Source organism: Nocardia sp. NPDC004604, assembly GCF_040609795.1.
GTDB lineage: Bacteria > Actinomycetota > Actinomycetes > Mycobacteriales > Mycobacteriaceae > Nocardia.
Genome location: NZ_JBEXLC010000179.1, coordinates 1 through 17,379, shown reverse-complemented (window position 1 = coordinate 17,379; position 17,379 = coordinate 1). Strand labels below are relative to the sequence as shown.

The window sequence follows — 17,379 nt, the reverse complement described above, 5'->3', positions numbered from 1 at the left end:
ATCGCGATGCGTCTCGAATCGTCGCGCCAACAAGTCCTGTGCGTGCATCGGTCACCTTTCGTACTCGGCATCCGTCAGGTGGATAGGGTGCCGGGCACGGCTGTGCCGATCGTTCGGTCGCTGCGCTCCCTCATATCCGCTTCTCCCGTCACCACCGGTTCGCGCACCAGTTTGTCGCGCTAGAGCCTAGTTGGCGAGACGTTATTACTGCTGCGAGGTCGCCGAACCGGGCTGCAGCGCATCCCAGCCATCCGCGACGCCGTCGTGGCGCTGTGCGAGACCGGCCATCCTGGAACGTTCCTGCGAACAATGCAGCGCGTCGAGCAACTGGACCCGTTGCAGGATCAGCGATTCCAGTTCGTCCGGACTCGGATCCACGGTGCGGGGGGCAGCGGCGTATCCGTCCTGGGCTGCGATGCCGCACACCTGAGCGACCTGTTCGGGCGGCAGCCGCAGGTGATGGCGCAGCAGTGCGGGTGCGTCGGGATCGAGAGCCGAGGCGCGCGCGAGTGTCGTCGAACACGCCTCGGCGTCATCGAAGCATTCCGCGACGACTACCAGATCGGAACGGGTCGGATCGAGCGATTCGGGTTCGTTCCTGCCGACTAGTCGTCGCCACCACCGCGTCACATCCGCCTCCTGATCTCAGCTTTTACTTACCAACGTCTGTCATGCTCGCGCACGGCGCAATGCTGCTCGGCCGACTCCCACCATGCAGCGCGTCCCTGCTGCTCGGACGTGGACCTTCGGGGCCGCCGACACGCTGTGTCGCGGGCCCGGTAAATCGAACACGAGACCCCCTCTGTCCGTGCGTTTTCCGACACGGGAGGACAAGTTTCGCACCCGGGTACTTGTGTCGTACTACGACGAGTCATACTTACCCCCGTGACGACCGCAGTAGGGACCCCAGGATCGGCCATTACTCAGCGTGTGCATTCGCTGAACCGGCCCAACATGGTGAGCGTCGGTACCATCATCTGGCTGTCCAGCGAGCTGATGTTCTTTGCCGGGCTCTTCGCGATGTACTTCGTCGCGCGCGCCCAGGCCCACGGCAACTGGCCGCCGGAACCGACCGAGCTGAACCTGAAGCTTGCCGTGCCGGTCACCACCGTGCTGGTCGCCTCCTCGTTCACCTGCCAGATGGGTGTGTTCGCGGCGGAGAAGGGCGATGTGTTCGGCCTGCGCCGCTGGTACGTCGTCACCCTGATCATGGGCGCGTTGTTCGTCGCCGGTCAGGGCTACGAGTACACCAACCTGGTCAAGGAAGGCACCTCGATCTCGAGCAGCGCCTACGGCTCGGTGTTCTACATCACCACCGGCTTCCACGGTATGCACGTCATCGGCGGTCTGATCGCCTTCGTGTTCCTGCTGGTCCGCACCAAGGTCAGTAAGTTCACCCCTGCACAGGCCACCGCCGCGATCGTCGTCTCGTACTACTGGCACTTCGTCGACATCGTCTGGATCGGGCTGTTCGCCACGATCTACTTCGTCCGCTGAGCGGGCCAGTACCCCCAAATCTTTTGCACAAGTCGGTTCCGTCTACTCCAAAGGGACACAGATGAGTTCATCTCCCCCGTCAGCGCCAGAGCCCGCCAGCCCTAGCGCGGCGATCAGCCGCCAAGACGTCGCGGCCGGCCAGGCCAGCAGGACGCGTAAGCAGCGCCGCATGCGGCGTCGCATCGCGGGCGGGCTTGCGCTGCTGGTGGGCCTCGTCGGAGCCGGATTCCTTGCCACCGCGATCACGCCGGACCCGCAGGTCGCGACCGCGCACGAGGACCAGTCCGCGCTGATCCGCGACGGCAAGCAGCTCTACGAGACCTCCTGCATCACCTGCCACGGCGCCAACCTGCAGGGTGTGCCCGATCGCGGTCCGAGCCTGATCGGTGTCGGCGAGGCCGCCGTCTACTTCCAGGTCTCCTCCGGTCGCATGCCGATGGCGCGCAACGAGGCCCAGGCCCAGCGCAAGCCACCGAAGTTCGACGCCCACCAGATCGACGCGCTCAGCGCGTACGTCGCATCCAACGGCGGCGGCCCGAGCGTGGTGCGCGACGCCAACGGCGAGATCGCCCAGGAATCGCTGCGCGGTCCCGATATCGCCCGCGGTTCGGAGCTGTTCCGGATGAACTGCGCGTCCTGCCACAACTTCACCGGCCGCGGCGGTGCGCTGTCGTCCGGTAAGTTCGCCCCGCCGCTGGAACCGGCGAGTGAGCAGCAGATCTACGACGCGATGCTCACCGGCCCGCAGAACATGCCGAAGTTCTCCGACCGGCAGCTGAGCCCGGAAGAGAAGCGCGACATCGTCGCCTACGTCAAGAACGCGACCGAGGAGAAGAGCCCCGGCGGCTGGGACCTCGGCGGGTTCGGTCCCGCGACCGAGGGTCTGGCCATGTGGGTGGTCGGCATCACGCTCGTCGTGGGTGCCGCGATGTGGATCGGATCCCGTTCATGAGCGAAAACAAGGAGCCAAACGACATGGGTCGGCCGGATGAGGGCCACGACGGCGCGGAGCCGTCGAACGAGCAGGTGAATTCCACACCGGCTGAGCCCACCGAGGAAGAACTCGACGCGATGTCTCGCGACGAGCTGGTCAAGCTCGGCACCGAGCGCGATGGCGTCGACGTCGCCTACCGGCGTGAGCGGTTCCCGGTGCCGGGCACCCGCGCCGAGAAGCGCGCCGAGCGCCAGGTCTCGTTCTGGTTTGCGGTCTCCGGTATCGCCGCCGCGGTCCTGGTCGGGGTGTTCCTGTTCTGGCCCTGGGAGTTCAAGGGCACGAACGAGGAGGGCCACGCCGCCTACTCGCTGTTCACCCCGCTGGTCGGCCTCAGCTTCGGTATCTCGGTGCTGGTCATCGGCGTCGCGGTGGTACTGATCCGCAAGAAGTTCATCCCGGCCGAGCTGTCCATCCAGGTCCGGCACGACGGTCCATCGCCCGAGGTCGAGCGCCGCACCCTGGTCGCCGAGCTGCAGGATGCGCTCGACACCTCCACGCTGGGTCGCCGCAAGATGATCACCCGGACCGCGGGCGCCGGTGTCGGCGTGCTCGGTATCGGTGCGCTGCTGGTCTTCGTCGGCGGCATGATCAAGAACCCGTGGGCCAAGGGCGACAAGTCGCCGCTGTGGGTCTCGGGCTGGACCCCGGACTTCCCGGGCGAGACGGTCTATATCCGTCGCGACACCGGTCGTCCGGAGGACGTGATGCTGGTGCGTCCGGAGGATCTGGACGCGGGCGCCATGGAGACGGTGTTCCCGTGGAAGGAGAAGTGGCGCGGCGATGAGCACGCGACCCTGCAGTCGCTGCGCGGTATCCGCAACGCCGTCATGCTGATCCGGCTGCGTACCCAAGACGCGCAGTCGGCCATCAAGCGCAAGGGCCAGGAGAGCTTCAACTACGGCGACTACTTCGCCTACTCGAAGATCTGCACCCACCTCGGTTGCCCGACGTCGCTGTTCGAGTCGCAGACCAACAAGATCCTGTGCCCCTGCCACCAGTCGCAGTTCCTGGCGACCGAATGGGCTAAGCCGGTCTTCGGTCCCGCCGCTCGCGCACTGCCGCAGCTGCCGATCACCGTCAACTCCGAGGGCTACCTGGTCGCCGCTGGCGACTTCATCGAGCCGCTCGGACCGGCCTACTGGGAGCGTCGTTCATGAGTCGGGTTGCAGCCCAAGCCCACGCCGCGGACGAGCGGTACCGCGCCGCCGCGTTCATGAAGCGGTCGATCAACAAGGTCTTTCCGACCCACTGGTCGTTCCTGCTCGGCGAGATCGCGCTCTACAGCTTCATCATTCTGCTGCTGTCGGGTGTGTATCTGACCCTGTTCTTCGATCCGTCGATGAGCGAGGTCGTCTACAACGGCGCCTACCAGCCGCTGCGTGGTGTGACCATGTCGCGGGCCTACGAGACGGCGCTGAACATCACCTTCGAGGTGCGCGGCGGTCTGTTCGTGCGCCAGGTGCACCACTGGGCCGCACTGCTGTTCGCGGCGTCGATCATCGTGCACCTGTTCCGCATCTTCTTCACCGGTGCGTTCCGCAAGCCGCGTGAGGCGAACTGGGTCATCGGCTGCCTGCTGCTGATCCTGGCGATGTTCGAGGGCTTCTTCGGTTACTCGCTGCCCGACGACCTGCTCTCGGGTACCGGTCTGCGGGCCGCGTTCGGCGGTATCACGATGAGTATCCCGATCATCGGCACCTGGATGCACTGGCTGATCTTCGGCGGTGACTTCCCGGGCGACATCATCATTCCGCGCCTGTACATCGCGCACGTGCTGCTGTTCCCCGGCATCATCCTGGCGCTGATCGCCGCGCACGTCGCGCTGGTCTGGTACCAGAAGCACACGCAGTTCCCCGGTCCCGGCCGCACCGAGAACAATGTCATCGGCGCGCGCATCGTGCCGGTGTTCGCCTCCGACCAGGGCGCGTTCTTCGCATTCACCCTCGGCATCGTGGCGATGCTGGCCGGTGTGCTGCAGATCAACCCGATCTGGAACCTGGGTCCGTACAACCCCTCCCAGGTGTCGGCGGGTTCGCAGCCCGACTTCTACATGATGTGGACCGACGGTCTGGCGCGTCTGATGCCGCCATGGGAGCTGTACCTGGGCCGCTACACGGTGCCCGCCGTGTTCTGGGTCGCGCTGATCATGGGCCTGGTGTTCACGGTGCTGATCCTGTACCCGTGGATCGAGCAGCGCCTCACCGGCGACAAAGTGCACCACAACCTGCTGCAGCGTCCGCGCGACGTGCCGGTGCGCACGGCGATCGGTGCGATGTCGATCGGTTTCTACGTGGTGCTGACGCTGTCGTGTGTCAACGACATCCTGGCGCTGAAGTTCGACATCTCGTTGAACGCCACCACCTGGATGGGCCGCATCGGCCTGCTGGTCGTGCCGCCGGTCGCGTACTTCATCGCCTACCGGTTCTGCATCGGTCTGCAGCGCAGTGACCGCGCGGTGCTCGAGCACGGCATCGAAACCGGTGTGATCAAGCGACTGCCGCACGGTGAGTACATCGAGGTGCACCAGCCGCTCGGCCCGGTCGACGACCACGGCCACCCGATCCCGCTGGAGTACCAGGGTGCGACGGTGCCCAAGAAGATGAACAAGCTGGGTTCGGCCGGTCAGCCGGGCACCGGTAGCTTCCTGCGCGCCGACCCCGCCCACGAGATCGAGCAGGCCTTCGAGGACGAGCACGCGGAAGAGCACAAGCAGCTCGCCGTGCTGCAGCGGGTCCAGGAGCAGGCGAACGGTCGGAACGGCAACCACGGCCACTGATCGGTAGCTCGAAAGCAGAAGGGCCCCGAGTCGAATATCGACTCGGGGCCCTTTCGCTTTCCGCTGCATCAGCGGCGGCGGGCGGCCTCGATGGCCTCGAATTTCGCGAGGTTGTGGCGGGCATCGGCGAGGGCGTCGTGGGCGTCCGGGGGAACCGGGGGGAGTTCGGGACGGCCGTGCGCCTCCCAGTGCTGGCGCAGCTCGTTGGTGTAACGAGGCAGGGCGTTGGGGAGTTCGACCATGGAACCCCAGAGTTGGCACAGGGCGACGTGATCGTAGGCGGCGACCCAGGCCCACAGTTCCGGGGTGACGCTGGGGCGCGGAACCAGGAATTCGTAGAGATCCTTGCGGATCTGTTCGCGGGTGCGCCACAGCGGCGAGGACGGTCGCGGGAGCTGCGGCAGCACGTAGCGGCGCACCCAGGTGCCCGCCCGCTCGGCATCGAATTCGGTTGAGACCGCATAGTATTCGCGGCCGTCCTCGCAGACGACACCGATCGATACGAGGTCGATCGTCGAACCGTCCTCGATGAATTCGCAGTCATAAAAATATCGAAGCGAGATCGGTCTCTCCTCCAAAGATCGGTGCGGTGCGGCGATAATGCCCGGCTATTCACCCTAGGTGGGCATAATCCACCCCTGATACCGGGTACCTGCGCAGGCCGGTGGGTCCGTATTCTGTACGGGTGAACTGGACCGTCGACGTACCGATCGATCGCCTGCCGGAGCTGCCGCCGCTGCCCGCAGAGCTGCGTAGGCGGCTGGACGATGCCCTGGCGCGTCCGGCGCTGCAGCAGCCGTCGTGGGATTCGGAGCAGGCGGCGATGATGCGCACCGTACTCGAGAGCGTGCCGCCGATCTGCGTACCCGCCGAGGTGGAGGAGTTGCGCGGGCAACTCGCGGAGGTCGCCCGCGGCGAAGCCTTCCTGATGCAGGGCGGTGACTGCGCGGAGACGTTCGCCGACAACACCGAACCGCATATCCGTGGCAATATCCGGACCCTGCTGCAGATGGCGGTTGTACTCACCTACGGCGCCAGCCTGCCGGTGGTCAAGGTCGCGCGGATCGCGGGACAGTACGCGAAGCCGCGGTCCTCCGATACCGACGCGCTCGGCCTCAAGTCCTATCGCGGCGACATGGTGAACTCGCTGGTCGCCGATGCCAAGGTGCGTGAGCACGATCCGTCGCGGCTGGTGCGTGCCTACGCCAACGCCAGTGCGGCGATGAATCTGGTGCGCGCGCTGACCGGTGCGGGCATGGCTGATCTGCATCGGGTACACGACTGGAACCGCGATTTCGTGGCCAAGTCGCCTGCGGGCGCACGCTATGAGGCGCTGGCCGAAGAGATCGACCGCGGCCTGGCCTTCATGACCGCCTGCCGGGTGAACGACCCCAGCCTGCAGTCGGCCCGCATCTACGCCAGCCACGAGGCGCTGGTGCTCGACTACGAGCGCGCCATGCTGCGCCTCGGCGAGAACCCAGCGGGCGAGCCGGTGCTCTACGACCTGTCCGCGCACTTCCTGTGGATCGGCGAGCGCACCCGGCAACTCGACGGCGCGCATATCGCCTTCGCGGAACTGCTCGCCAATCCGATCGGCCTGAAGATCGGCCCGACCACCACACCGGATCAGGCCGTGGAGTACGTCGAGCGCCTCGATCCCAATAATGAGCCGGGCCGGTTGACCATCGTCTCCCGCATGGGCAACACCAAGGTCCGCGATGTGCTGCCGCCCATTATCGAGAAGGTGCAGGCGACCGGGCACCAGGTGATCTGGCAGTGCGACCCCATGCACGGCAACACCCACGAGGCCTCCACCGGCTACAAGACCCGGCACTTCGACCGGATTATCGATGAGGTGCAGGGCTTCTTCGAGGTGCACCATGCGCTGGGCACCCACCCCGGCGGTCTGCACATCGAGCTGACCGGCGAGGACGTCACCGAATGCCTCGGCGGCGCGCAGGACATCTCCGATATGGATCTGTCCGGTCGCTACGAGACCGCGTGTGATCCGCGGCTGAATACTCAGCAGTCGCTGGAGCTGGCCTTCCTTGTCGCCGAAATGCTGCGCTGAACAAGGTTTTTCGATCGACGGGCAGAGCACCGCACCGAGTGTGCGGCGCTCCTGTCGTCTTCGGGTACCAGCTGGCCGGATCAGGGTAGGGCGGTCAGGGCGACCGTTGTGCCCGCCTCGACATTGCTGCCCCCGCCGGGGTTCTGGCCGATCACGACGGAGCCGTCGGACGGGGTGAGCTGGCGCACCGTCACCTGCAGGCCGAGGGCCTGCAGCTTCGAGCGGGCATCGCCGACGCTCTCGCCGATCAGCAGGGGCACCTTGACGGCATTGGAGACGATCAGCGTGACGCCGTCACCGGACTGGAGCGTGGTGCCCGCGGCGGGATCGGTGCCGATCACCTTATCCGCCTCGATGGTGCGATCGAACTGAGTTCTGGTCTCGCGCACCGTGATTCCGGCCGCGGTGAGCACCTTATTGGCTTCCTCGGTGGTCTTGCCGCGCACATCGGGCATCTTGACCGGCTGAGATCCCTTGCTGCGGTACACCTTCACCTGCGCGGACAGCGGGAGTACCGTTCCCGGAGCGGGGTCCACCTTGGCCAAGGTGCCCTTGGGCGCCGAACTGCCGGTTTCGCCCGAATCCACCGGTTGCAGTCCGGCATCGCGGATGAGCTGGTTGACCTTCGAAATCTCGTCGCCCGCTTTGATATCGGGCACCCGCGGTTTGCCACTCGAGATCAGCACGGCCACCGTCGACCCCTTGGTGACCTTGGAGCCCGCCGAGGGATCGGTGCCGACCACGCCGCCGACCGGAATGGTGTCGGAGGTCTTCTGTCGGAGCTCGGTGGCGAAGCCCGCGTTCTCCAGTGCCGTGACCGCGCTGGCCTGATCCTTCCCGGCCACCGACGGAACCGCCGAATAGCGACCGAAGCCCAGGTACCAGCCACCGATCCCGACGAGCAGGGTCAGGGTCGCGACGATGGCGACCCACAGCAGTACCGTGCGGCGCGATTTCATGCGGTCGTCCGCGAACGGCGACGGCTGCGGCGTTTGCGACGGCGGGTACTGATCGCGCGGGCCGTAGGTGTTCGGCGGCCCGTAGTTGTCGGGCGGGCCGTAATCGGGGACCCGGGGCCGTGGCGCAGTGACCACCTTGGTGTGTTGCATCGACTGCGGTACAGGCGGCGCCGCGGCCCTGGCCTGTTGCTGATTCGGCGCCGCGACCTGGTAGCTGGCGCTGAGATGTTCGGCCGAATCCTGCGGTGTTGGGACCCGATACGGCGGCAGACTCAGTGCGACGCCGATCGAATGCAGCTCGGCCGCCATCTCGTTCGCGTCGGCGAAGCGGTGTGCGGGTTCGCGGTTGGTGGCGCGCGCGATCAGTTCGTCGAACTCCGGCGGTACCCCGGAGATGAATTCGCTCGGGCTCGGCACATCGTTCTCGATGCGCTGATATGCCACCGACAGCGAGGTGTCGCCGGTGAACGGGACCTGCCCGGTGAGCAGTTCGAAGATCAGGATGCCGAAGGAGTAGACGTCACTGCGGGAGTCTGCGGTGCCCCTGGTCACCTGCTCGGGGGCCAGGTAGGCCGCGGTACCGAGTATCACGCTCGCCGAGGTCGTCTTTGCGGCCGCGACGGCGCGCACCAGGCCGAAGTCGGCGATTTTGACCTCACCGGAATCGGAGATCAGCACATTCTCCGGTTTGATATCGCGATGGATCAGTCCCGCCGAATGCGCGACACCGATCGCGGCCAGCAACGGCTCGGCGACCGCGCGCACCGCGTGCGGGGGCATCGGACCGCGCTCGCGCAAGAGTTCACGCAGCGTGCCGCCCTCGACCAATTCCATGATCAGGAACGGGTGCTCGCCGTCCACGCCCTGGTCGTAGACGGCGACCAGGGATGGGTGCTTGAGCTTGGCGACCGCGCGTGCCTCGAATTCGAATCGGGACAGGAACTGCGGATCGGCGGCGAACTTCGGATCCATCACCTTGATGGCGACCGGGCGGTCCAGCCGGGTATCCACGCCTCGGAAGACCATCGACATCCCGCCCCGCGCGATCGGCGCGTCGATGCGGTAGCGCCCCTCCAGGATTTGCCCGATCAAGTGATGTCCTCCGGCTTTCACAAAGTTCGCACCCCTCGCTCAGTGCGAGACAGGCGATCGACCGCTTCGTGCGGCCCGCCCACGATGGTATCGGCGATCGCCGCCCGGGTGTCTCACGCCGTGCGGCGCGGGACCGTCTACCGTTATCCGCGTGAGTGCATTTCCTTGCAGTGATGATGTTCTTCCTGAGTCGGTGGCGGTGATCCCGCTGCCCGAGGTGGCCGACAAACTCGGGCTCGTGGTGACCCGGGTGCATCAGATGCTGCGCGACCATCAGCTGCTCGCGGTACGCCGCGACGGCGTAGCGGGCGTGCCCGAGCGATTCTTCGACGATACCGGTGCGATCGTGAAGTCGCTGCCGGGCCTGATCACCGTTATGAAAGACGCCAAGTACACCGACGAGGAGATCCTGGAGTGGATCTTCACCGACGACGCCAGCCTGCCGGGTAAGCCCGTCGACGCATTGCACGGCCCGCTGGCGCGCGAGGTACTGCGCCGCGCGGCGGCGGAGCCCTTCTGATTATTCGGCCGCGCGGGCGCGGTCGCTTCTAAGGCTCGCTCCGTGGCGGTTGCGCGGACGGTAATCCTGCAGGGTCAGAGCCGAGCGCGGTGCAGCGTTGCGGTGGCGAACTCGGCTGCGGCAATCCGCAGCCTGCGGTGGCGGGGGACCACCGCGCGCCCCGCGAAAACCGCGTAATCGGCGTCCTCGATGCGTTCGAGGATGCCCGCGTAGAGAGTGCTGGCGGTGCGGATGGCGGGGCGGACTCGGGGGTCGAGCAGATCGATGCCCGGGTTGGCGATGCGATAGAGGTCACGGTTGATCGCGATCAGATGTGCCAGCGCGCGGCGGACCCGTTGATCGGTGTGTCCGGTGCGGCGGCAGTGGGCCAGTAGGTCCGCGTGCACGCCGAAGGCGGCCAGTTCGTCGGCGGGGAGGTAGATACGGCCGCGGTCCAGGTCTTCGGCGATATCGCGCAGGAAGTTGGTGAGCTGGAATGCCTCGCCGAGCGCCGCGGCAGCGGGTTCGGCCTCGGCCACCGGTACGACCGTGCCGAGTACCGGCAGCAGCTGCAATCCGATTGCGGCCGCGGAACCGCGCATATATTCGCGCAGGTCGGTCATGGTGGCATAGCTGGCCTGGAAGTGCGCGGTGCCGGGCACATCCATCCGCATGGAGTCCAGGAAGGTCCAGAAGTGCTGGGGCGCAATGTCATAGCGGCGAATGGTGTCGGCCAGCGCAATCAGTACGTTGGTGCGTTCGGCGGGTCCGTGCACCGCTTGCACGCCTTGCTCCAGTGCCACGCGCAACTGTTTCTCGACCAGATCCAGTTCACCCGCCGGGCCGTGCTCGGCGTCGAGCGTCGGGTGATCGACGATATCGTCGACGATCCGCGCGAACGCGTACAGCGCGTGCACGGCGGGTCTTCGTGGCGCGGCGAGCAGTCGGGTGGCCAGGAAGTAGGTGCGGCCGTGCGCGGCGGCGATTTCGCGGCAGACGCGGTACGCCGCGGCCAGTTCGGCATCGCGCGCGATACCGGCGGATAGCTCGACCTCGGTCATGACCGGGTGACGGCGACCGGATCGCTCTCCGGTGGGGTGGCGCGCAATCGCAGTGGGTCGACGGTCCGCAGCGACAGCGCCGCCACCACGGCAGCGAAGGTGGCCGCGGTGACATGCCAGAAGCTGTAGAGCCCGATCGAGCCGTCCGGCTGGAAGACCAGCATCAACCAGGTGCACAGTCCGACCAGCACCATCAGCGTTGTGGTCGACAGCGCGAATCCCGCGGCCAGCGCCAGCGGCCAGGAGTAGTACCAGGGCAGTGCGGCGGGCGAGAGGATGACGATGGCGACGAAGGCGATCAGGATGCCGAAGACCGCTTCGCGCTCGCTGTGCCGGAATCGCCACCAGGTCCAGGCCAGCACGGCGACGAGGGCCACCGCACAGAGCGCGCGGGTCACCACCAGCACCGGATCCATTGCGAACGGCGTCACCCAGCGCACCATATGCGCCATGATCGTCGGCAGCGAGAGCCAGTTGATGATCTTCTTCGAGCCCGAGAGCGCGGTCAGCCAGCCGATGCCGACACCGGCGATGGCCGAGGCGGCCACGAACACCGCCGCGAAGACGCTCAATCCGAGTCCGGCGATCTTGGCGAACATCAGCGCCGGATGCGGCACTTCCACGCTCGGTCGCGCGGGTTCGGCGGCGTCCTCGACGTGCTGGGTCACACCCGGTGATTGCGCGGCGCGTTGCAGCGCGCGGCGTTCGCGTTCGTGCAGCATCCAGATCCACACCAGGAACGGCAGCGCGACGCCCGCGGTCGCCTTGATGGCGACGCCGATCGCGACGACCACGATGCCTGCCACATGATGGCGCTCGAGCACCAGCGCGATACCGGCGCACATCAGCCCGACCATGAGCATTTCGTTGTGCACGCCGCCGATGAGGTGGATCAGCACCAGCGGATTGAGCACCGCCAGCCACAGCGCGACGGTCGGCTTACCGCCGAGATGTTTGGTCAGATACGGCACCGCCCACATCATCAGCGCCAGACCGGGCAGCATGACCAGCCGCAGCGCGATGGTGCCCGCGACCACGTTATCGCCGGTGATCGCGGTGATGGCGCGGCCGAGCAGCAGGAAGATCGGGCCGTAGGGTGCGGTCGTCGCGGTCCAGACCGGGCTCACATTGTCCAGTAGCACACCGGGATTGGCGACCGGCGGGGATACATAGGGATCGAAGCCGTCGCGCAGCAGCGCGCCCTGTGCCAGATACGAATACGCGTCGCGGCTGAACATCGGCACCGCGAACAACAGCGGGAAGATCCAAATGCCGACGATCGCGCGCAGTTCGTTCAGCGTGACTCCGGCATCTGGCCGGTCGCCGAATCCGATCGTGGTGCGGCCCAACCGCACCCACGCGGTGATCATCAGCAGCACCCCGACCCAGATGACCATGGTCGACAGCACATAGCCGTGCCCGAAGCGCAGCCAGGACAGATGCATCGACTCGAGCAGCGGATCGCGTTTGCGGACGCTACCGGCCCCGAATCCACCGAAGGTGATCATCAACGCGCCGAAGAAGCCGAGAAGCGCCGAATGGCCCTCGGGGCTGCGGGCGAAATCCGCGGAGGTCCGCATCCAGGTGCGGAATCCGGGCTCGGCGGCGGGGCGGGTGGCGCGGCGCGCCGGAGTGCTCGATGGGCGCGCCTCGGCTTCGGTCGCGGTGCTTGCGTTGTCGGTGGGCGCGGGAGCCGTCGTCTCAGGGGGATGCATGTGGTGTCGGTCCCCCCGGGGTGTGGTCGGCGGTCGCAACCGCTGGTGATCAGGTCGGCCGTTAGTTTATCGGCTTGCCGGGAACACTATCCCGCTGGTGCTCGGGGATTCATCCCGAGCGGGCCGCGCGGCACCGGTGATCCGGTTTGCCGCCAGTTTTCCGGACAGCAGCGTGGTCGGCACGCCGACACCCGGAGTGGTGCCACAACCAGCGATAACCACATTGTCGCTGCCGCCGGAGAAATTGCGCGGCCGAAACGGTCCGGTCTGCCGGAACAGATGTGCGGCGGAGAAGGGTGTGCCCGCCAGCATGCCTTGGTCGCGCCAGGTGCCGGGTGTGTCGAGGTGGTCGACGGTGAAATGTTCGGCGATACCGTGATAGCCACGCGCTTCCAGGACGTCGAGGAGTTCGCGCAGGTAGGAGGGGCCGAGCCGGTTCCAGTCCAGCGGTGCGGCATCGAGGTTCGGGCAGGGGGCGAGCAGGGAGAACGGTTCGTATCTGCCGTCTGCGCGGTCGATGTAGAGGGTCGGATCGGTGAGTGCGGGCCGGGTGAGCAGCAGCGATGGGTCGCTCATCAGACGGCCCCGACCCGGCCGCGCCGCAATCTCGTCGAAGGTGCGAGCCCAGGCGTCGCCGAAATCGATGGTGTGGTGGGCCTGGATCGGCCAGGTCTGCGCGATTGCCACCGGGATGGTGCCGTGTGCGACGACGGCCGACGGGGCGGCGCGCAGTCGGCGGCGACGGCGCACGCCGAATTGTTCGAGTGAGCCGAGGTCGGCGGTGAGAACCACGGCGTCGCAGTCGAAGCCGCGGCCGTCGGCGGTATGGACCTTGCTGGCCCGGTGGTTCACGTACTCGATACCGGTGACCTCGGTGTTCAGCTCCAACGTGCCGCCTGCCGCGGTGAAGGCGTCGGCGAGCGCGGCGGTGATGGCGCGCATACCGCCTTCGGGGAAGTAGACGCCGAGCGAGGTGTCCATATGTGGGATCGCGCCGTAGACGGCGAGCGCCTTCGCGGGGGCCATGCCCGCGTACAGGGCCTGGAAGGTGAACACCCGGGCCAGCCGTGGATCGCGCAGGAACCGGCCGACGCGCGGGCCGAGTCTGCCGAATCCGCCCAGGCGAACGAGTGTCGCGAGTGCTCGGCGTTTGGCCGGGTAGCGGACCATATCGAGCGGCGAATCGAAGTTCGTATCCATGAACTCGCCGAATTCGGCCTCGTAGATCCGCGCCAGCCAGGCCCGCAGCCGTCGGTAGCGCAGCGCCTCGTCATCGCCGCACCCGCGGGCCACCTCGATGGCCATCGCCTCGGGATCGGCGAAGACCCGCAGCGTGGAGTCGTCGGCGAAGCGGGCGTGATAGCTCGGGGCGAGTTGGTGGATGCGCAGCGGCGGGGTGCAGGTTTCGCGGGTCTTGCCGACGGCCGCGAGTGCGTCGTCGATCAGCTCCGGCAAGGTGAGTACCGTTGCGCCGGAGTCGATTTCGTAGTCGGGGCCGCGATACAGCCCGACTCGGCCGCCCGGATGGTCGGCGCGCTCGAGCAGGGTGACGGTGCGCCCCGCACCGGTCAGATACAGCGCCGCGGCGAGCCCGGAGAGGCCGGCGCCCACCACCACGACGCGATCGGTCGGTCCCACAACGGTTTTCATGAAGATCTCCTCGCGATTCGTCGCTAGTGCGTGCGACTCGTCGCGGCCAGGGCCATGGCGCGCAACCGCTCCTTGGCGGCAGGCGTCGCGGTACTGGACGCCAGTGCGGCCAGACCCTGTTCGGTGAGTTCGGTGATGCGGCGCTCCACCTCATCGACCGCGCCGAGGTCGGTGATCACCCTGCGTAGGTGTTCGACCTGATCCGCGGTCAGATCGGTACCGATGCTGGTGCGCAGCAGGGCGGCGGCGGCCCGGTCGGTGACGTCCGCCCGCTGTAGCGCCTCGGCGACCAGCACGGTGCGCTTGCCCTCGCGCAGGTCGTCGCCGGACGGTTTGCCGGTGACCGCGGGATCGCCGAAGACGCCGAGCAGATCGTCGCGCAACTGGAAGGCGATACCGATATCGGTGCCGAAGGTGTGGTATGCCTCGATCAGCCGCGGATCGGCGTCCGCGAGTGCGGCACCCAAGTGCAGGGGACGTTCCACGGTGTAGGCGGCCGTCTTGTACCGGTTGATGCGCAGCGCCGCCGTGACCGATTCGTCGCCCGCCGATTCGCCGTGGATATCGAGCAGCTGCCCGCCCAACACCTCGGTGCGCATCAGCGCCCAGACCGGCGCGAACCGGGCGATGGCGGCGGCGTCGAGTCCGGCGGCGTGCACCAGGTCATCGGCCCAGGCCAGCGCCAGATCGCCGATCAGGATGGCGACACTGGTGCCGAAGTGTTCGGAATCACCGGCCCAGCCGCGGTCGCGGTGGCGCTGTTCGAAGTCGACGTGCACGGTGGGGAAGCGGCGGCGGGTTCGCGATGAGTCGATGATGTCGTCGTGGATCAGCGCGCAGGCCTGTACCAATTCGAGTGCGGCACAGGCGTTCAGGACCGCGGCGGCGCCCGGGCCGGTGGGGTCGCCGCCCGCGCCGAGCCAGCCGGTCCACGCGAAGGCGGGTCGGGTCCGCTTGCCGCCGCGCAGCACGAATTGCTCCAGCGCGTCGGCAGCCTGGACGAAGACCGGACCGAGCGGCTCGACGGCGGGGCGCCGGGTCAGGAAGAAGGCTTTGAGGGCGTCCTCGACCGCCGCGACGAATCCGGGAGTGCCCGGCGTCGGCGGTAGGTTCGCGGGCGAGGTGCTTCGAGGCGTCTGGATACCGGTTCCGGCGGACAGGGGAGCCTCCAAGGTCGTGCGGGTGCGGGGCGCGGTGGATCGTGGCGCCATAGGTGCTTCGGTGCCGGGCGCGGGCGGTCGCGCGTGTCGCCCGGCGATGGCGAATGTGTCGCCTGGTCGCAGAATACGCGTTCGGTCGCGACGACCCGAAAGGGCCGTGACCGGCCACCACTACACTGGACCGGTGACTTTCGATAACGTGCGGGGACGTTCGACCCCTGGCCGACCGTCGCCGACGCCACCGATCGTCTCTGGAACACCCTCGGTCGTACAGAGTCTGCGGACCCATTCGGGGGGTTCCGTGCCCTTCTCGGTGGAGTTCAATCCGCCGCGTGACGCTGCGGGTGAGGCGCGGCTGTGGCGGGCCGCGCGCACCTTCGAGCGCATGCATCCGGCCTTCGTCTCGATGACCTACGGTGCGGGCGGCAGCACCCGCGACCGCACCGTGCGGATCACCGGCGCACTGGCCCAGGAGACCACCCTGCTGCCGGTGGCACATCTGACCGCCGTCGAGCACAGCGTCGCCGAACTGCGCTCGCTGGTCGGCGCGTATGCCGATTCGGGTATCCGCAATATCCTGGTGCTGCGCGGCGACCCGCCCGGCGATCCGCTCGGCGAATGGCGCAAACATCCCGAGGGTGTGGCCTATGCCGAGGAACTGGTCCGCATCGTCCGTGATCTCGGCGACTTCCATGTCGGCGTCGCCTCGTTCCCGCAGGGGCACCACCGCTCGCCGGATCTCGAGCACGACACCGCGTATCTGGCCGCGAAACTGCGTGCGGGCGCGGAGTATTCGATCACCCAGATGTTCTTCGACGTCGAACATTACCTGCGCCTGCGCGATCGCCTCGCGGCCTTCGATCCGGTCGAGGGCGCGAAACCGATCATCCCGGAGCTGATGCCCGTCACGTCCCTGCGCACCGTCGCGCGCGCCGAGGAGCTGTGCGGCCGTCCGCTTCCCGCCGCGGTCGTGGAGCGTTTGCGCAAGGCCGCGGGCAATGGCCCGGAGGAGAACGCGGCCGCGGTCCGTGCGGTCGGCATCGAAATCGCCACGGAGATGGGCCAGCGGCTCATCGATGAGGGTGCGCCGTGCCTGCACTTCATCACACTGAACTTCGCCAAGGCCACCGGTGAGGTCCTCACGAACCTCGGCTATGGCGTAACCGCCGCCCCGGGGCTTTTACCGGTCGTTGGTGCCGCACCTGTGGCGTCGCGGACCGACAGCTAGGTAGGTAGTCGGGTGTTGGGCGCGCCCGACGAGTTGGTTTTACCCATCCCGCAGCCCTGGTACGCGAGGACCGGGGCTGCGGCATGAGGTCAGGCGGCCCGCGCCGACCGTAGACCCCAGGCGTCGGCGAGGAGCCGATGGGATTCGAGACGGTCCTCATGGCGGTGGGTGACGCTGGTGACGAGGAGTTCGTTGGCTCCGGTGACTCGTTGCAGGGCCCGCAGGCGTTCCACGACGGTGCGCGGGCTGCCGACGAACTGGGTGGCGATGCGGTCGTCGACCAGACGGCGCTGTTGCGGGGTCAGCGGGGTGGCGGTGTCCGGGTCGAGGAAGTCGGCCGCGCCGGTGCCGCTGCGGATGCTGTGCACCCAGTGGCCGTAGGTGGCGGCCAGATGCTGGGCGCGGGCGTCATCGGGGGCGACGACCACATCCGCGGAGATCACCACATAGGGCTCGGCGAGATCGACCGAGGGCCGGAAGGCCGCTCGGTAGGCAGCCACCGCGTCCAGGGCGGTGCCGGGGGAGACGTGGTAGGCCGCGGCGAACGGGAGGCCGAGTTCGCCCGCCAGTTCGGCGCTCTCGCTGGCCGAACTGCCGAACAGCCACAGCTCGACCTGTGCGCCCTCACCCGGAACCGCGTGCAGCGCAATGCCTTCGGTGCTCCGGTAGGTGCCGTT

The 17,379-nt window shown here is 67.4% G+C and carries 16 protein-coding genes; 8 read left to right on the top strand and 8 right to left on the bottom strand.

All coding sequences use genetic code 11. The annotated features are described in order from the left end of the window. Window positions 1-183, top strand: a 183-nt coding sequence (locus tag ABZW16_RS38320; RefSeq protein WP_354961037.1) for a hypothetical protein, incomplete at its 5' end; no start/stop codon positions are given. Window positions 184-204: 21 nt separating this feature from the next. Here ABZW16_RS38320 and ABZW16_RS38315 read toward each other — a convergent pair. After that, window positions 205-630: a ribonuclease E inhibitor RraB gene (locus ABZW16_RS38315; RefSeq protein WP_354961036.1), complete on the bottom strand. Its 426-nt coding sequence runs from the start codon at window positions 628-630 to the stop codon at window positions 205-207. Between the two features lie 255 nt (window positions 631-885). On the opposite strand from ABZW16_RS38315, the gene ABZW16_RS38310 reads away from it, so the two are divergent. The 4 genes from ABZW16_RS38310 (at window position 886) to ABZW16_RS38295 (ending at window position 5,267) form a co-directional block, all read left to right on the top strand. Continuing rightward, window positions 886-1,497: a heme-copper oxidase subunit III gene (locus ABZW16_RS38310; RefSeq protein ID WP_354961035.1), complete on the top strand. Its 612-nt coding sequence runs from the start codon at window positions 886-888 to the stop codon at window positions 1,495-1,497. Window positions 1,498-1,666: 169 nt separating this feature from the next. Then, the gene (locus ABZW16_RS38305; RefSeq protein WP_354961034.1) at window positions 1,667-2,449 is read left to right on the top strand and encodes a cytochrome c; all 783 of its coding nucleotides are present in this window, start codon (window positions 1,667-1,669) and stop codon (window positions 2,447-2,449) included. 23 nt (window positions 2,450-2,472) lie between these two features. Further along, window positions 2,473-3,648, top strand: a complete 1,176-nt coding sequence (locus tag ABZW16_RS38300) for a ubiquinol-cytochrome c reductase iron-sulfur subunit (RefSeq protein ID WP_354961033.1) — start codon at window positions 2,473-2,475, stop codon at window positions 3,646-3,648. Beyond that, the gene (locus tag ABZW16_RS38295; RefSeq protein WP_354961032.1) at window positions 3,645-5,267 is read left to right on the top strand and encodes a cytochrome bc complex cytochrome b subunit; all 1,623 of its coding nucleotides are present in this window, start codon (window positions 3,645-3,647) and stop codon (window positions 5,265-5,267) included. Before ABZW16_RS38300 ends, ABZW16_RS38295 begins: the two co-directional genes overlap by 4 nt. Before the next feature lie 68 nt (window positions 5,268-5,335). On the opposite strand, the gene ABZW16_RS38290 is transcribed toward ABZW16_RS38295, so the two are convergent. After that, the gene (locus tag ABZW16_RS38290; RefSeq protein ID WP_354961031.1) at window positions 5,336-5,845 is read right to left on the bottom strand and encodes a polyadenylate-specific 3'-exoribonuclease AS; all 510 of its coding nucleotides are present in this window, start codon (window positions 5,843-5,845) and stop codon (window positions 5,336-5,338) included. Between the two features lie 107 nt (window positions 5,846-5,952). Here ABZW16_RS38290 and ABZW16_RS38285 point away from each other — a divergent pair, with 107 nt between their 5' ends. Beyond that, window positions 5,953-7,338, top strand: a complete 1,386-nt coding sequence (locus tag ABZW16_RS38285) for a class II 3-deoxy-7-phosphoheptulonate synthase (RefSeq protein ID WP_354961030.1) — start codon at window positions 5,953-5,955, stop codon at window positions 7,336-7,338. Between the two features lie 80 nt (window positions 7,339-7,418). On the opposite strand, the gene pknB is transcribed toward ABZW16_RS38285, so the two are convergent. Next, on the bottom strand, window positions 7,419-9,389 hold the full coding sequence (gene pknB, locus ABZW16_RS38280; protein ID WP_354961029.1) for a Stk1 family PASTA domain-containing Ser/Thr kinase: 1,971 nt from the start codon (window positions 9,387-9,389) through the stop codon (window positions 7,419-7,421). A 151-nt stretch (window positions 9,390-9,540) separates the two neighbouring features. On the opposite strand from pknB, the gene ABZW16_RS38275 reads away from it, so the two are divergent. Then, on the top strand, window positions 9,541-9,909 hold the full coding sequence (locus tag ABZW16_RS38275) for an Rv2175c family DNA-binding protein (RefSeq protein WP_354961028.1): 369 nt from the start codon (window positions 9,541-9,543) through the stop codon (window positions 9,907-9,909). A gap of 74 nt (window positions 9,910-9,983) precedes the next feature. On the opposite strand, the gene ABZW16_RS38270 is transcribed toward ABZW16_RS38275, so the two are convergent. The 4 genes from ABZW16_RS38270 to ABZW16_RS38255 all read right to left on the bottom strand — a co-directional run bounded on the left by ABZW16_RS38270 (window position 9,984) and on the right by ABZW16_RS38255 (window position 15,525). Then, window positions 9,984-10,949 (bottom strand): phytoene/squalene synthase family protein, encoded by a 966-nt coding sequence (locus ABZW16_RS38270; RefSeq protein WP_354961027.1) that lies wholly within the window; start codon window positions 10,947-10,949, stop codon window positions 9,984-9,986. Beyond that, window positions 10,946-12,529 carry an alpha-(1->6)-mannopyranosyltransferase A gene (locus ABZW16_RS38265; RefSeq protein WP_354961038.1) on the bottom strand — a complete coding sequence of 528 codons (1,584 nt, stop codon included), beginning with the start codon at window positions 12,527-12,529 and terminating at the stop codon, window positions 10,946-10,948. The genes ABZW16_RS38270 and ABZW16_RS38265 overlap by 4 nt, the downstream gene beginning before the upstream one ends. 201 nt (window positions 12,530-12,730) lie before the next feature. Beyond that, window positions 12,731-14,314: a phytoene desaturase family protein gene (gene crtI, locus ABZW16_RS38260; RefSeq protein ID WP_354961026.1), complete on the bottom strand. Its 1,584-nt coding sequence runs from the start codon at window positions 14,312-14,314 to the stop codon at window positions 12,731-12,733. A gap of 23 nt (window positions 14,315-14,337) precedes the next feature. Beyond that, window positions 14,338-15,525, bottom strand: coding sequence for a polyprenyl synthetase family protein (locus ABZW16_RS38255; RefSeq protein WP_354961025.1), 1,188 nt, complete (start codon window positions 15,523-15,525; stop codon window positions 14,338-14,340). A 133-nt stretch (window positions 15,526-15,658) separates the two neighbouring features. Between ABZW16_RS38255 and ABZW16_RS38250 the strand changes: the two genes are divergently transcribed. Further along, complete coding sequence (locus tag ABZW16_RS38250) at window positions 15,659-16,702, top strand: methylenetetrahydrofolate reductase (RefSeq protein WP_354961024.1); 1,044 nt, start codon at window positions 15,659-15,661, stop codon at window positions 16,700-16,702. 89 nt (window positions 16,703-16,791) lie between these two features. Here ABZW16_RS38250 and ABZW16_RS38245 read toward each other — a convergent pair. After that, on the bottom strand, window positions 16,792-17,379 hold a 588-nt coding region (locus ABZW16_RS38245; protein WP_354961023.1), incomplete at its 5' end, for an LLM class flavin-dependent oxidoreductase.